This is a genomic window from Zymomonas mobilis subsp. pomaceae ATCC 29192, assembly GCF_000218875.1.
Classification (GTDB): domain Bacteria; phylum Pseudomonadota; class Alphaproteobacteria; order Sphingomonadales; family Sphingomonadaceae; genus Zymomonas; species Zymomonas pomaceae.
The window spans coordinates 1,589,826-1,605,327 of sequence record NC_015709.1; the positions used below are offsets into that span (position 1 = coordinate 1,589,826).

The following is a 15,502-nucleotide window of genomic DNA, read 5'->3' on the forward strand; positions in this document are numbered from 1 at the left end:
GCGTATGACTTTATTAGCGTGGAGGAAGATCGAAATAATCTTCGGTTCGTACATCAGAGTGTAATAACAGGTCCTGTCGGCGACCCGGACGCGCTTGAGTCGGCGGATTCATTAAATCCTGCTTATCCATCGCCTGACGTGCGGTTTCTGGTTGCACCGGTTTGGCATGACCGGCAGGAATAGATAAAGATCCTCTTTGACCGCATCCTTCCAAGGATAGACCACTGATAAGAAATAGGCCTAATCCTAACGCTTTTAACGTAAGAATGCGGTAAGAAGTCGTCATTAGTTTAACCCTAAAGCTTTTTTGGCTTCTAGAACACGTTGACGCACTTGATCAGGGGCCGTCCCCCCATAGCTTTTGCGAGATGCCACCGAGGCATCAACCGATAAAACCGCTTTCACAGATTCATCAATGCGCGGATCAATCGCTTTTAAAACGTCGATAGGTAAAGCATCAAGCGCTATACCTTTTTCTTCCGCTAGGCGAACTGCCGTGCCAGTAATATGATGCGCTTCACGGAAGGGAATACCCGCTTGACGTACCAGCCAATCCGCTAAATCTGTTGCCGTAGAAAAACCCGCCTCTGCTGTTTTACGCATTTTATCAGGTTGAAAAGTAACTGTTTCGATCATTCCACTCATAGCCGCTATGGCAAGAGACAGCAAATCATGCGCTTCAAAAACAGGTGGCTTATCATCTTGCATATCTTTGGAATAAGCAAGCGGCAGCCCTTTCATTGTCATCACCAAGGCGGTCATACAGCCTGCAATCCGTCCACTATGGCCACGAACTAATTCTGCCGCATCGGGATTACGCTTTTGTGGCATGATAGAAGAACCGGTCGAATAGGCATCAGGGAGGCTTATAAAACCATAAGGCTGACTGGCCCAAATAATCAATTCTTCTGCCAGTCGTGACAGATGAAGTGCCGTTTGGGTTGCCGCCATCAGATAATCAAGCGCAAAATCACGATCTGATACAGAATCCAATGAATTGGCTGTGGGCCCATCAAACCCTAATTCTTTTGCGGTTTGATAGCGATTGGTGTCAAAACCAGTGCCGGCTAAAGCCGCGGCCCCTAAAGGCGATTGATTTAGTCTTTTTCTGGCATCTTGGAACCGAGAGCGATCCCGCACAATCATTTCATAATAAGCCATCAGGTGATGGCCCAACGTGACTGGTTGTGCAATTTGTAAATGCGTAAAACCGGGCATCACTGTTGCTGTATGTTGTTCAGCACGGGTGACAAGCGCTATTTGAAGCGCTTTCAGCCCGTTATCGACCATGTCGATTGCATCTCGTACCCATAATTTGAAATCGGTAGCTACCTGATCATTACGTGATCGCGCTGTATGAAGTCGGCCAGCCGCACTTCCAATCAGATCAGCCAACCGTTTTTCTGTTACCATATGAATATCTTCAAGTGACCAGTCTTCTGGCACACCTTTTTCGGCATATTCTTGGGCAATTTTATCAAGGCCCTCATGAATTTTCTGACCATCGTCAGGGCTTACGATATTCTGAGTAACCAGCATATTAAGATGCGCTTTAGATCCGGCAATATCCTGTTGCCACAACCGTTTATCAAACGGAATCGAGGCATTGATTTCCCGCATCACGGAGGTTGGACCTTCAGAAAAACGCCCCCCCCACATCGTATTCGATTCTGTCTTGCGTTCGGTGATTGTCTGTCTCCCGGATCAGCGCGCTGCCTTCATTTTTTCCTCTATACAAGGATTAAGGGCAAATTATCTAAAAATATAACACCGCTTTTTACGGCACTGTTCGCCTAGGCAAAATGATCTACTTCTGCAAGATAGATGATGCTTGTAGTATCGATAACAACGCTAAAATATTTTCTGGAATAGCAAAGATTTAAAAGATTGCGTATTTTATAAATATATTAGATATAGCCTACTAATATATTAAAAGAATAAAAATTTTTAAATAAAATTAATAAATATATATTATAATAATATATAAAAAAATTATTATACAATGATATATTTTGTTTTTATTAAAAAATATATAATATTACTATTTTATTTTTAAAATAATAAAGGCATAAATTTTGTAATTCTGACTATATGAAATGAATTTCAAAATTCACTGTTTTGCTTTTATATAGCAAAAACGCTCGATTTATAGAAGAATGCAGGGCAGGGATAACAATAGCCCCGTTTCCTTACACAAAAAAATATTATAGAGGCAGAATATGGCCTCAAGATTTTCTCGTTCACTGGTGATAGCTTTAACAGCTATTGCGGTTCTGCCGATGGCTGGTTGTACTGGTCGTGGTAAGAAGAAAACCGATACGCGCTACGTCGCGCGGGATGTCGATACACTTTATAATGCGGCAAAACAGAGCCTTGCTAATGATCAGTACAAGGCAGCCGCTGGCTTCTTTGATGAGGTCGAACGTCAGCATCCTTATTCTATTTGGGCGCGTCGCGCACAGCTTATGAGTGCTTTTTGTAATTATCGGGCTCGTAATTATACGGCTTCTATTGCCTCGGCTCAGCGATTTCTTGCTGTCCATACGGGCAATAAAGATGCGCCTTATGCGATGTATTTGATCATGATGGATTATTATGAGCAAATTCAGGATGTTAATCATGATCAGCATATTACGCAGCAAGCTTTGGATTCGATGAATGAGCTTATCCGGCGTTATCCAGACAGTTCTTATGCTGCTGATGCGCGCCTAAAAATCGATCTAGTGCATGATCATCTGGGCGGCAAGGAAATGGCCATTGGGCGTTTCTATGAGCAGAATCACCTTTGGTTAGCGGCGACATTACGTTTTCGGCGTGTTATCGATGAGTATCAAACAACGACTTATGTCCCCGAAGCGTTAGAGCGTTTAACGGAAAGCTATCTTGCCTTAGGGTTGCGGAGTGAAGCGCGTAATGCTGCCGCCGTTTTAGGTGCGAATTTTCCTGGCTCCAAATGGTATAGCCGCGCTTATCATCTTATCCGAGAACATTATCCTCAGGCATTTACACAAGTGCATTTACAAGATCCTGAGGAAACAGATATGCCAGAAAAGGCGGCATCTGAGGATAGCGATCATCCTAAAGTTCCCGCTGCTTCGCCTGAAAATAGTGATAAATTAACGGTTCCGGCCGAAGATGTCGGTACGCATGAAGATTGATATAAAAAAATATATAAAGCGTTTCGGTGTCAGATTAAAATAGTAAGGCATTGATTTTGCTGATATTTTTAATGAACTGGACTTAAATATTACCTTTGATATATAGCTTTCTAAGTTTTTTGAACATTAATTTAGCGACTATCTCTATATGGACTTATCCATAAAAAACCCCGTTTTATCTGAATAAAACGGGGTTTTTTAGGCATTCTAGAAAATAGGAAGTTTAAAAATTACTTCCAATTGGCCATTTCTTTTTTAACAGTATTCACGATAGCATCTGGATCTTCACGGATATCGACAACGAAAACATTGTCTTCTCCTGATGGATCTTCAAGCGTTTCAAACTGACTATGTAGGAGCTTCGGATTAAAGAAGTGGCTGGAACGATGCGATAAACGATCAGCAATCAGTTCTTCGCTGCCTTTCAGATAGACAAAATGAACATCATCCTTGTCATTTAAGAGATCACGATAGGCTTTTTTCAAGGCTGAACAGGCGAAAACGACACTGCGCCCTGCTGCTTTTTCTTTATCCATGTAATCGCGGATAGCATGCAACCATGGCCAGCGATCTTCATCTGTCAAAGGAATTCCGTTTGACATTTTATCTTTGTTGGCCTGCGGATGAAAATCATCGGCATCCTGAAAATCACATTTTAAATGTTTGGCAAGATCAGCGCCGACAGTGCTTTTTCCGCAACCTGAAACGCCCATCACAACAATAATCATGATGCATTCCTTACTTAGTTAGATTCTAAAGAAATCTGTTTTTTGTTCTTTGGTGGAAACTCATACTGCCTCGAAGAAGAAAGACTCTATGCAATAAAGTCTTTCTTCTACTAAAAATATTAGAGTCCGAAAGCCTGAAGAACAAAAGTGAAGATCAGAGCGGCAACCGAAGCGATAGTTACAGACACTGTCCATGTTTTGAAGGTCTGGCTGACCGTCATATTCAGATATTCTTTCAACAACCAGAAAGCACCATCATTCACGTGAGACAGGATCGAAGAACCCGCACCGATCGAGAGAACCAGTAATTCTGGGCTATGAAAGCTTGGCATGCCGAAAATAATCGGTGCCAGCATACCACCAGACATGGACATAGCCACGGTCTGGGAACCCGTTGCAATACGAATAACCGCAGCAATAATAAAGCCCAGCATAATCGGTGACAGATGCATAACATGCGACAGGTCTGCCATCGCATTACTAACACCTGCGCGATAAAGAATTTCACTGAAACCGCCGCCGGCACCAATCAGAAGCAAAATGCCTGCCGTTGGTCCAAGACTGTCATTGGTGAACTTCAACAAATCGGCACTGTTAAATCCACGCCAAAAACCAAGCGTGACCATGCTGACTAATAAAGCAATAACAAGGGAGACGACTGGATCACCAAGGAAGTTGAAAAAAGCGCGCAATTCGTTGCCCTGAGGCAAGAAAATATTGGCACCACTTGAACAGACCATCAGCAGAACAGGCAAAAGAATAGAGAACAGGGTAAGACAAAAACCCGGTAAATCTTTATCTTGGCCGCTATTACCTTCAAGATTATCCGCAAATGGATTGTGCGCCGGTAAGGTAATCCGTTTCGCAATCCATGTACCATAAAGTGGACCAGCCAAAATAGCTGCTGGGAAACCAATGATAAAACCATAAAGGATTGTTTTACCGACATCGGCATGCAGCATTTCAACGCATTGCATGGAACCCGGATGCGGGGGCAACAGACCATGAACGGTCGCTAAACCAGCGCAAAGCGGGATAGTCAATTTAACAAGGGAAATTCCACTCGCGCGTCCTAAGGTGAATACCAAAGGAATCAGCAGAATAAAGCCGACTTGATAAAAAATCGGGATACCGACAATAAAAGCGATAACGAGCATAGCCCAATGAATGAGCTTTGGCCCGAAAACGGCAATTGTCGTTTTGGCGATGCGTTCAGCACCACCGGATTCTGCCAATATCTTGCCGAGCATGGTGCCGAGCGCGATAACGCTGGCCGTTGATCCCATACCGGAACCAACACCATCTTGGAAAGCAGACAAAACTTTGGTTAATGGCATGCCGGTGACAGCACCCATACCAATAGAGACTAAGATTAGAGAGACAAAAGGGTTTATACGCCATTTAGCTATCATCAAAATCAAAATGATGATCGACGCCAATGCATATAAAAGGAGCATTGTTCCATTTGAGTGCATGGTTACTCATCCGTTTTTTTAGGAAAGGCCTAAAATTTAGGCCTGACACTAGATGCAGAAATTCCAATTATGGGAAAGCCAGCATTCAGCTTGTTTTGCAAGGAAATAATGAGATTTTTTTAAATTGATAATATTTTAAAATTATTGATGAAATATAAATTTTTACTATTGTGTATATAAACAATTATATATTTACTTCTTATGTAAAAATTTTTTACATAAGAAGAATTTAAGAATAAAAAATATTTTATTATTTTGTTTAGAGTTTACATTTTACACTTATCTAATATTTGTTTTATTTTCAATGACATCTATAGACGCAAAAAAATCTCTTTGAGATAATATCTTCTTTGAATAAAGCATGAATTCACAAATGAAAGGTGGACCAACGTCTTGTCAGAACATCAATATCTTAATCTGGTCTCTGATATTTTAAATAAAGGTGATCGTCGCTGTGACCGAACAGGAATTGGCACACTTTCCCTATTCGGCGCGATGATGCGTTTTGATTTATCCCAAGGTCAGATCCCTATACTAACCACTAAAAAGCTGGCTTATCGTTTGGCTATTCGGGAAATGCTGTGGTTCCTCTCGGGGGAGACCAATATCCGTCCTTTGGTGCTTCAAGGGGTTTCTATTTGGACAGACTGGCCGCTTGCTCGTTACAAAAATGAAACGGGAGAAAACCTGAGTAAAAAGGATTTTGAACAACGTATTATTGAAGACGAGACCTTTGCACGTCAATGGGGCGATCTTGGGCCCGTTTATGGGAAACAATGGAGACGCTGGCAAGGCAGTGATGGGAAAGAATATGATCAGATTGCTACAATCATCGAAAGCCTAAAATATAATCCGACTAGTCGACGAATGCTTTTTCATGGTTGGAATGTTGCAGATTTAAAAGATATGGCGCTTCCACCCTGCCATATGGTTTATCAATATCATGTGACTTCGGATGGGCGTCTTAACAGCCTTCTCTACCAAAGAAGTGCGGATGTCTTTTTAGGGTTACCTTTTAATCTGGTCGGGGCGTCTATCTTGCAGGCTATGCTCGCAGAGCAAGCGGGATTAGCTTTAGGTGACTTGGTGTGGACAGGGGGCGATGTCCATATCTATCTCAATCATAGAGATCAATTGAAAGAACAGCTAACGCGTACACCACGCAGTTTTCCTTCTTTGCGTTTTTTACGACATCCCGATTCTATTTCAGAGTATCAACTCGAAGATTTTATAGTCGAAGGGTATAATCCTCATCCGCCTATTAAGGGTACAGTCGCGGTATAAATATAAGAAATTTTGGAAAAATTATCTGAAATTCCATCTCAAAAGGGAACTATTGCCTTTCCTGTAAGTTAATTTAGGGATGAATGATTTTTTATTAAGTAATGATGATAAGATAAAATCTTTAATATAGGTTTTTTCTTTAATTAATATTAATATTGTTATGAGATTAACTTAAGTAATATAATTTTAATTTATATCTATAACAAAATTATTTTAGATGTCGCGAAATTAATCCCTAAAATAACTGAAGTATTTCTTTCGGCGGTGAGCGAATGACTATTTCAGTTAAGTGATAAGGAAAGGTAGTTTTCCCAATGGCTTATGAAAGTGTTAATCCTGCAACCGGCGAAACTGTAAAAAAATATCCTGATCTTTCCGATGCCCAAGTTAAGGAAGCTATAGATCGGACTTTCGATGTTTTTCAGAAAGATTGGGGTAAACGTTCGATCGAAGATCGGAGCAAAATCCTTCATAAGGCAGCTGAAATATTCCGCTCTGATATTGATAAATATGCAAGATTAATGACGCTTGAAATGGGAAAGCGCATTGAAGAAGCGAGAGGCGAAGTAAAATTATCCGCTGATATTTTAGATTATTACGCCAAAAACGGCTCAACTTTTCTAGCGCCTCAAAAAGTTGAAGAGAAACCTGGTGCCGTTGTCAAAGCTTTCCCTCTGGGTCTGATTTTAGCTATCGAACCATGGAATTTTCCTTATTATCAGTTAGCGCGTATTGCAGGGCCCTATCTTGTAGCTGGTAATGCCTTGTTGGTGAAACATTCTTCTTCTGTGCCCCAATGTGCCCATGCTTTTGAAGAGGTTTTAGAACAGGCTGGGGTCCCCAAGGGCGCTTACACTAATCTTGATGCTTCTCCTGCGCAGGTAAGTAGTCTGATTGAAGATTCTCGGGTACGCGGGGTTACAGTTACAGGAAGTGCTTCAGTTGGTGCTGAATTGGCAGCCAAAGCCGGTAAAATGTGGAAAAAATCGGTTATGGAACTGGGCGGCAGTGATGCGTTTATCGTTCTTGAAGGGGTTGATATCGACGATAAACTTATTGAACAGGCTGTTTATGGACGTTTGTTCAATGCTGGGCAGGTATGCTGTGCAGCCAAACGCTTTATTATTGTCGGAAAAAAACAGGCGGAAATTTTTACTGAAAAATTAAAGGCTCGCTTTGAATCGTTAAAAATTGGCGATCCTTTTGATGAAAAAACTACTTTGGCGCCGCTCTCTTCTATAGCTGCACGTGATCAAGTTGTCGCACAGGTAGAAAAAGCTGTTTCAAACGGGGCGACCTTAGTCTGTGGGGGAAAAGCGCTTAAAAGACCGGGGGCTTTTATGGAAGCCGGTATTCTAACGGATATTTCCCGTGATAACCCTGCTTATTTTGAAGAATTTTTTGGACCTATTGCCCAGATCTATAGTGTAGAAAGTGAAGCTAAGGCTATCGAATTAGCAAACGATTCCCCTTATGGCTTAGGGGGCGCTGTTTTTGCTAAGGATATAGAACATGGCTGTAAGGTCGCAGAGCAGATCGAAACCGGCATGGTATCTGTCAATAAACCTTTATGGACGGCACCAGAGTTACCATTTGGGGGTGTTAAACATTCAGGATATGGTCGTGAATTATCCCATTTTGGTATTCAGGAATTTATTAATTGGAAATTGATTGACGCCTCAGCTGCTGAATGACGCAATGATTTTGCTTTTATAGAATTTATATTAAAAAACAGGCTCTGAAATTTCCAGAGCCTGTTTTATTTTGATTTTCTATTGGGATAATCTTTTAAAGGTTTATTCTATTAATCCACAAAAGCACGTTCGATGACAAAGTCACCCGGAGCTTTATTAGATCCTTCTTCAAAACCCATATCGCGCAGCATTTTTTCAAAATCCTTGATCATATCCATGCTGCCGCACAGCATCAGACGATCATTTTCAGGATCTAATTTCTTGGGTAATCCTATGCGCTCATTAAATAACGATCCATCTTCAATAAGCTTATTGATCCGGCTGGTACGCTCGAAGGTTTCGCGGGTTACCGTAGGCACATAGGTAAATTGACGTGCAGCTTCTTCTGCTACTAAGGGATCATCCGCAATCTGGTTAATGAGATCGTCATAATAAGCTAGGTCACTAACCTGCCGCACGCTATGGACGAGGATAATTTTTTCAAAACGTTCGTAGATGTCAGGGTCGCGGATAATACTTAAAAAAGGTGCAAGGCCCGTTCCTGTTGCTAGCAGAAAAAGTCTTTTTCCCGGTGTAAGCGTGTCTGCAACCAAGGTGCCGGTAGGTTTACGTCCAAGATAAATCTCATCCCCTGCCTTAATTTTTTGTAAATGAGAGGTAAGGGGGCCATTTTCGACTTTAATAGAGAGAAATTCTATTTCTTCTGCATAAGAAGGACTGGCTACCGAATAAGCCCGTAACAAAGGTTTTGTACTTTCTCCGGGTAAACCAATCATAACGAACTCCCCCGAACGGAAGCGAAAACTACTAGGGCGAGAGATCGCAAAACTGAATAAGCGATCATTCCAATGTTTTACCCATTGTACTTTTTCTACCGTCAGGATTTTATTCGGCTGTAATCCTGTCGTGTTTTCTAAGATTTCAGCGAATTCGCTCATTATTTTTCCTTAAAATAACTAATAAAAATTAATGTTATTACTATAATTGCAAGGTGCCATTTTTATAAATTCTTATCCTTTGTAAAGGATAAGAATTTAACTAGTTAATAAATAGGATTGTCTTGAATTAGTCTTTAATCTATCTGTCACCTGATTTTTTTAGAAAAAATTTGATCTCTTTCCTAAAAAAATAAGATATTCTTCAGAAAATCCATTCATTATTTATTGTGCAACCCGATAGCATGAATAATTTTTATCATTTTGTTATAGCGGAAGATGCCTATTCGCGATGATAGAAACAAGTCGTTTTTGCTAATAAATTACAATAACAGTAATCGTTTAAAACGATTAAAAAGCAGAATTTATATTATTGTATTAATGATATTTAACTTATTTCTTTTTGGGTTTCAAAGGTTTTTCAGGCATATTTTTTTTATCAGAATAGGTGTTGTGGCTTTCTGTATCTAGAGCTGTGTTATCTGTTATCTTAAGATTATCAGAGGGTACATCCTCAATGATGGCCATATTCTCACTGGTATTATCGTCATCGGTATCTGACGCTATTTCATCCGCGTTAGCCATTTCCTGATTTTGATCAGGTAGGGGGGCGGCTGATTTATGATAGCAGGCCGTTAGAATAAAAACTGACATCAAGATCGATAACGACCTCATAAAGCGTTTAATATAATACATATTTCTCCTTTCTGGATGTTGTATGATCCATAAAGCACAGGATCATCGCAACAGAAAGGCGATGAATGGAATAGCTTTCCACGATATTTTTCAAAAAAATTATAAAAAAGGCCGCCTTTTTATTAAAGAGCGGCCTTTTTTTTAAAAAAAGACAGGTGAAAATACCTGAATTTTAAAAAGCTTATTTTTCGGTGTGCGTCGTTTTGCTGGTGCTCGTGCTAACGCGAACGTTGGTTGCGTTTTCAACGGCATTACCAGCAACAGCATTGTCGATAGCAGCATTTTCGGCAGCGTTTGTATCTAAAATCGCCTCATTGTCGGTGCCATTGGTATCAATGACTACGCTGCTATTTTCAGTAGCGGTCTCATTGGCAGGTTTCGAGCAAGCTGACAGACCAATAGAGGCAGCAGCAACGAGTGACAGGGCAATAATCTTCTTCATAATAAGGCTAACCTTTTGAATGTAATGCAAACCTGAAAAAAGCGCGTATATTCTTTTTTATTAATTCAGCCTGTTTCCTGTAGAAACCTGCAATCTGCTCTTTAGCGAAAACTACAGGTTACCGCAATGAAAAAGCCTTTATAGGCTAGAGTGAAACAAACTGAAATAAAATATACTCAGTACATTTTCTTATAAAAGCGTCAATCTCTTTTTAGAAATTTTAGTCCTTCTTTAAAATAGGTGCAATAATTTAATTCTATTCATTGTTTTTTATATAAATATTAATAATTAATCACAATATTATAATATTTTTATAAAAAAAGACATTATTTATTATTTTGATCTTATTTATAAGAAGAAAATAAAAAAATGTGGTGATTATTGTGGATATAATAAAAACTATCTATCTGTTTTTTTACATTAGCGGACTAATTTCTATCTAAGCTATACTCTGAATTTTTGCATGTTCATCCAAAGTTATAAATATTTTTTGTTTTACTAAATTTAATGAAATAATCTTTCTTTATGAAAAAATGAAAATCTTTAACACAAGAGTTGATTTAAAAACGATTTTTGAATTTTCTATATTTTATAACTATAAAATATCCTTTTTAAATCAAGATTTTCTCTCAGCGGATACTTAGATTTAATATAATTAAAATAAAAATGGTTTCTATAATATCGGTGTTTATTAAAATTATAAAATTCTATACATAATTTATTATTTTTTATAGCCTCATTAGAATTGCTGATTTAATTTTTTGCTAAAAATTTACTTCGTGTTTTCGCCCTTGGCATCTTCTGGAATAGAAGGTTGCTCAACTTCAGGCTTAGCTGCTTGCGGCTGAATGGCAGGATCAACAGAAACCGCCGGCGTAGCCGGGGAAGGGGATGTAACGGGATTTTGATTTTTATCAGGTGTTTGGGATGGCGTCGTACTACGTGATTGTAAATCAGCAACAGCACTATCTAGCGCCGGATCACCCGTTGAATCATCAAGACCACTGCTGCCTAGCTGGGCATCGGTACTCGCATTATTCGTATCGCTGCTGTTACTAGCGGCGTCTTGGTCAAGAATTTGAGCTTGGCGATGCTGTAAATAAGCGGAGCGTGCCGCAGCATAAGGATCAAGACTGCTTTCGAGAAAACCATCTGCCCCCGATTCGGCGACCTGAGCCCGCATTTTCAAAACAGCCAGAATGCTAATACCATAGGTAGCCGCATTCGGAATAAAATGACATTCACGAATACAATAATTAAAAGGATCTGCCCATTGGGCGATACCCGTTCCAACAGCATCGCGCATGGTAGTTGGCCCCATAAAGGGCAAAACAAAATAAGGACCGCCATTCATACCCCAGCGTCCCATGGTCTGACCAAAATCTTCTACAGTAGAAATAACCCCGATCTTTGTGGCTGGATCGCGAATACCGCCAATACCGACAGTCGTATTAATCGCCATTCTGGCTATATTTTTGCCTGCTAAATAAGGCTTTCCTTGCAACAGGTTATTGATGGCATTGAAAGGTTCTTCAAGATTGGCAAAAATGCGGATAACCGCTTTTCGAACGGGTGCTGGGACTTTTTTGTTATAGTAACGAGCGGCTGGGCGCATGGCCATCTTATCGAGGGTCATGTTGATATTCCAGACTTTACGATTGAACTTTTCCAAAGGGTCTTTCTGAGCGAGCCTATCTGAGCCAGGCGTAATCGTGCATCCGCTAAGAAGGGCTACCACAGTTAAGGTAAAGCTGGGTTTAAGAAAAGATTTTAGCTCAATCATCACGAAGCGGTGCCATAGCAAAAACAATTACACAAGTCGTTGACTTTTATTAGTGACCACTATTATTCTCATAAAGATATATTTATATGTTGAATTAATGTGTAAAATTGTATCTTTGATCCTTACCGATCTGATAAAAAAGATAATTAAATCAAAACTTAAAAGTAATTTGTATCATTATATTTCAGCATGGTTAAAAAATAACAAAAGTGACAATAGGACAATAAAGGCAATATGCATTCATGGATAATTTACTGACCATTTTTCGTGCTTTGACGGATCCTACACGGATTCGTATTTTGTTATTACTGCACGAAATGGAATTATCCATTGGTGAAATCGCCCAAATATTGGGTCAAAGCCAGCCGCGCGTTTCTCGTCATGTAAAGGTATTGGTAGAAGCTTCGCTGGTCGTTCGTCGAAAAGAAGGCAGTTGGGTTTTTCTGCATTTGGGTGCGAAAGAGCGGGTGGAACCTCTTTTTTCAGCGTTAGACTCTTGGGACAAAGAAAAATCCTGGCGTAACAGTGATTTGGCGCGCCTCAATGCAGTGCGGGCTGATCGTGCAGCCGCAGCAACCCGCTATTTTAAGTCTCATGCCGCCGAATGGGACGCGATTCGTTCTATGCATGTCGCCGAATCTGAAGTGGAACAGGCTATTGTTGCAATGGCTGGTGATAAAAGCTTAGGCCGTCTGGTCGATATCGGCACAGGCACAGGGCGAATGCTGGAACTTCTGGGATCAAAAGCAGATAGTATGATTGGTCTTGATCGTAGCCCAGAAATGTTACGCATCGCCCGAACAAAACTCGAAAATAAAAATCTCTCTCATATGAGTCTTTGTCAGGGGGATATGTATGCCTTGCCTCTGAAGGATAATTCTGCGGATTTCGTTATTTTGCATCAGGTTTTGCATTATGCACAGCAGCCTAGTCTGGCCATCGATGAAGCGGCAAGAGTGTTGGATAAAGATGGTCAATTGATGATTATTGATTTTGCGTCCCATGATAAAGAAGAACTTCGCATTAATAATGCGCATGTTCGGTTAGGCTTTTCGGACGAACAAATCAGTGAATGTTTTTCAGCAGCCGGCCTTCTGATGAAGGATGTTCGGCAATTAAAGGGGGGCGCTTTGACCGTCAAATTATGGATAGCCACCCGTTCGGATAGTGTTTCAGGAAAGAACTGATTGAATGGACAGGATACTTAAAGAAAATCCGAATTTTGCCGATGTTGCCTTTTTGGGGGATAAAACAACGAACATCTCTTTTGAATTTTTCCCACCGAAAAACGAACAATCCGACAAAATGTTGTGGCAATCTGTCGAAAGATTAGCGCCTTTAAATCCGCGTTTTATGTCAGTAACCTATGGTGCAGGCGGCACCACGCGTGAACGTACTCATGCAACGGTTACACGTATTGCACGGGAGACCTCCATTCCAGCGGTCGCGCATTTAACCTGTGTTAATGCCAGTCGCGAGGAAATCGACGAGATTGCTCAGGATTATTGGAATGCGGGTATCCGTCATATCGTTGCCTTAAGGGGTGATCCCCCAGGGGGGGGGCGTTTTGAAGCACGACCCGATGGATATGCGAGTGCAGTTGAATTAGTAGAAGGGCTAAAGAAAATCGCGCCTTTTGAAATTTCAGTGGCCTGCTATCCTGAAACCCATCCTCAAGCGCTTAGTCCTCAAGCGGATATCGACTTTCTTAAACGTAAATTTGATGCCGGAGCGACTCGCGCTATAAGTCAGTTCTTCCTGTCACCTGAAGTTTTTTTGCGCTTCCGTGACCGTGTTGCGGCGGCTGGAATTACCGCAGAGATTTTGCCCGGTATCATGCCTACTTCTAATATCAGTGGCCTTAAACGGATGGCACATAGTTGTGGTATTGAGATACCTGAAAGACTAAATCAACTGATGGATAGTCTCGATAAGGACGATGCGGCTATAAAACAGATGGTTTCTATGGCGGTTGTTACCGATTTATGTGGACGTCTTGCCAAGGAAGGCGTTGACTCTTTTCATTTTTACACCATGAACAGAGCCGATATCACGTCAGCTTTATGCCGGTTATTGGGAAGACAACCCGCTTGATTCTTCCTTAAATCCATGATGTTTCTGGATGGGGGGCGTATCAAACCTACCGAATATTGAAGGAATAATTGATCATGGAAGAAAGTGCTGCCGCAAAGCGTCTGCGAGAAGAAGCGAGTAAACGTGTATTGCTGACCGACGGCGCTTTTGGCACTATGATTCAGCGCTATAATCTGAATGAAGCCGCTTATCGTGGTCATTATTCCCTTAATCATGAGCAGAAGGGCAATAATGACCTGCTTGTCTTGACAAGGCCAGACGTCATTGATGCTATAACGCGCGCTTATTTGGATGCCGGTTCTGATATCGTTTCTACCAACAGCTTTAATGCCAATAAGATTAGTCAATCAGATTACCAGGCCGAAGCGCTGGTAACCGAGATGAATCAGCAAGCGGCAGCTATTGCTCGAAAAGCGGCTGATGAATATCAAGCCCGTGATGGACGGCCGCGTTTTGTCGCGGGGGCTGTTGGGCCTACGAACAAAACTTTATCGCTTTCCCCAGATGTTAACGATCCGGGTTATCGTGCCATTACCTTTGATGAATTACGGGAAGTCTATGCCCATCAGATTGCTGGTTTAATAGCAGGTGGTGCCGATTTTATCCTGATTGAAACGATTTTCGATACGCTTAATGCCAAGGCGGCGGTGATGGCCGTCATGCAAGAAAGCCAACGTTTGGAAAAAGAAATTCCGATGATGATTTCTATGACCATCACGGATATGTCTGGGCGTAATCTTTCGGGCCATTCTATTGAAGCTTTTTGGTATTCAATACGCCATGCCAAACCTTTAACGATTGGTCTTAACTGTTCCTTTGGGGCTGATAAATTAAGACCCCATGTCAAAACGCTTTCTGCGCTCGCCGATACTTTGTTGATGGCCTACCCGAATGCGGGCCTTCCTAATGATCTTGGGCAATATGATGAAATGCCAGAGACAACAGGCGCTCTTATCCATGAATGGGCAGAATCAGGTCTAGTGAATATTGTGGGTGGATGTTGTGGTTCGACACCCGATCATATCGCTGCCATGGCGCGTGCCGTTAAGGGATACCCGCCGCGTAAACTGGCTCTATTGCGGCCTGCTATGCGTCTTTCTGGTCTTGATCCTATGATTATTCCCGCTTGAATTAGGTCAATTATCAGTTTGTTTTCTGATAATTATTCTATTTTGTTCAGGCCTTTTATTTAATTAGGTCTTTTAATTTTCCC

14 protein-coding genes are annotated in these 15,502 nt (G+C 41.1%); 6 read left to right on the top strand and 8 right to left on the bottom strand.

Annotation, left to right across the window (positions count from 1 at the left end; genetic code table 11):
• Positions 1 to 13: 13 nt before the first annotated feature.
• Both ZYMOP_RS07070 and argH read right to left on the bottom strand, forming a co-directional pair.
• The gene (locus tag ZYMOP_RS07070) at positions 14 to 286 is read right to left on the bottom strand and encodes a hypothetical protein (protein WP_013934640.1); all 273 of its coding nucleotides are present in this window, start codon (positions 284 to 286) and stop codon (positions 14 to 16) included.
• Positions 286 to 1,659, bottom strand: a complete 1,374-nt coding sequence (argH, locus tag ZYMOP_RS07075) for an argininosuccinate lyase (protein WP_013934641.1) — start codon at positions 1,657 to 1,659, stop codon at positions 286 to 288. Before argH ends, ZYMOP_RS07070 begins: the two co-directional genes overlap by 1 nt.
• Before the next feature lie 560 nt (positions 1,660 to 2,219).
• On the opposite strand from argH, the gene ZYMOP_RS07080 reads away from it, so the two are divergent.
• Positions 2,220 to 3,158, top strand: a complete 939-nt coding sequence (locus tag ZYMOP_RS07080; protein ID WP_013934642.1) for an outer membrane protein assembly factor BamD — start codon at positions 2,220 to 2,222, stop codon at positions 3,156 to 3,158.
• 230 nt (positions 3,159 to 3,388) lie between these two features.
• Here the strand turns inward: ZYMOP_RS07080 and ZYMOP_RS07085 are convergent, their stop codons facing one another.
• Positions 3,389 to 3,886, bottom strand: a complete 498-nt coding sequence (locus ZYMOP_RS07085; RefSeq protein ID WP_013934643.1) for a gluconokinase — start codon at positions 3,884 to 3,886, stop codon at positions 3,389 to 3,391.
• A 119-nt stretch (positions 3,887 to 4,005) separates the two neighbouring features.
• Complete coding sequence (locus ZYMOP_RS07090) at positions 4,006 to 5,361, bottom strand: GntP family permease (protein WP_013934644.1); 1,356 nt, start codon at positions 5,359 to 5,361, stop codon at positions 4,006 to 4,008.
• Between the two features lie 393 nt (positions 5,362 to 5,754).
• Here ZYMOP_RS07090 and thyA point away from each other — a divergent pair, with 393 nt between their 5' ends.
• The gene (gene thyA, locus ZYMOP_RS07095; protein WP_013934645.1) at positions 5,755 to 6,645 is read left to right on the top strand and encodes a thymidylate synthase; all 891 of its coding nucleotides are present in this window, start codon (positions 5,755 to 5,757) and stop codon (positions 6,643 to 6,645) included.
• Positions 6,646 to 6,959: 314 nt separating this feature from the next.
• A complete protein-coding gene (locus tag ZYMOP_RS07100; protein ID WP_013934646.1) occupies positions 6,960 to 8,339 on the top strand; it encodes an NAD-dependent succinate-semialdehyde dehydrogenase in 1,380 nt (459 codons plus the stop codon).
• A gap of 110 nt (positions 8,340 to 8,449) precedes the next feature.
• Here the strand turns inward: ZYMOP_RS07100 and ZYMOP_RS07105 are convergent, their stop codons facing one another.
• The 4 genes from ZYMOP_RS07105 to ZYMOP_RS07120 form a co-directional block, all read right to left on the bottom strand.
• Positions 8,450 to 9,277, bottom strand: a complete 828-nt coding sequence (locus tag ZYMOP_RS07105; protein WP_013934647.1) for a ferredoxin--NADP reductase — start codon at positions 9,275 to 9,277, stop codon at positions 8,450 to 8,452.
• A gap of 390 nt (positions 9,278 to 9,667) precedes the next feature.
• Complete coding sequence (locus ZYMOP_RS07110; RefSeq protein ID WP_013934648.1) at positions 9,668 to 9,970, bottom strand: lipoprotein; 303 nt, start codon at positions 9,968 to 9,970, stop codon at positions 9,668 to 9,670.
• A 181-nt stretch (positions 9,971 to 10,151) separates the two neighbouring features.
• On the bottom strand, positions 10,152 to 10,412 hold the full coding sequence (locus ZYMOP_RS07115; protein ID WP_013934649.1) for a hypothetical protein: 261 nt from the start codon (positions 10,410 to 10,412) through the stop codon (positions 10,152 to 10,154).
• A 772-nt stretch (positions 10,413 to 11,184) separates the two neighbouring features.
• On the bottom strand, positions 11,185 to 12,195 hold the full coding sequence (locus ZYMOP_RS07120; RefSeq protein ID WP_013934650.1) for an MlaA family lipoprotein: 1,011 nt from the start codon (positions 12,193 to 12,195) through the stop codon (positions 11,185 to 11,187).
• A 242-nt stretch (positions 12,196 to 12,437) separates the two neighbouring features.
• Here ZYMOP_RS07120 and ZYMOP_RS07125 point away from each other — a divergent pair, with 242 nt between their 5' ends.
• The 3 genes from ZYMOP_RS07125 (at position 12,438) to ZYMOP_RS07135 (ending at position 15,419) form a co-directional block, all read left to right on the top strand.
• Positions 12,438 to 13,382, top strand: a complete 945-nt coding sequence (locus ZYMOP_RS07125; RefSeq protein ID WP_013934651.1) for an ArsR/SmtB family transcription factor — start codon at positions 12,438 to 12,440, stop codon at positions 13,380 to 13,382.
• Positions 13,383 to 13,386: 4 nt separating this feature from the next.
• Positions 13,387 to 14,289 (top strand): methylenetetrahydrofolate reductase [NAD(P)H], encoded by a 903-nt coding sequence (gene metF / locus ZYMOP_RS07130; RefSeq protein ID WP_013934652.1) that lies wholly within the window; start codon positions 13,387 to 13,389, stop codon positions 14,287 to 14,289.
• 74 nt (positions 14,290 to 14,363) lie between these two features.
• Positions 14,364 to 15,419 (top strand): homocysteine S-methyltransferase family protein, encoded by a 1,056-nt coding sequence (locus ZYMOP_RS07135; protein ID WP_013934653.1) that lies wholly within the window; start codon positions 14,364 to 14,366, stop codon positions 15,417 to 15,419.
• Positions 15,420 to 15,502 lie beyond the last annotated feature (83 nt).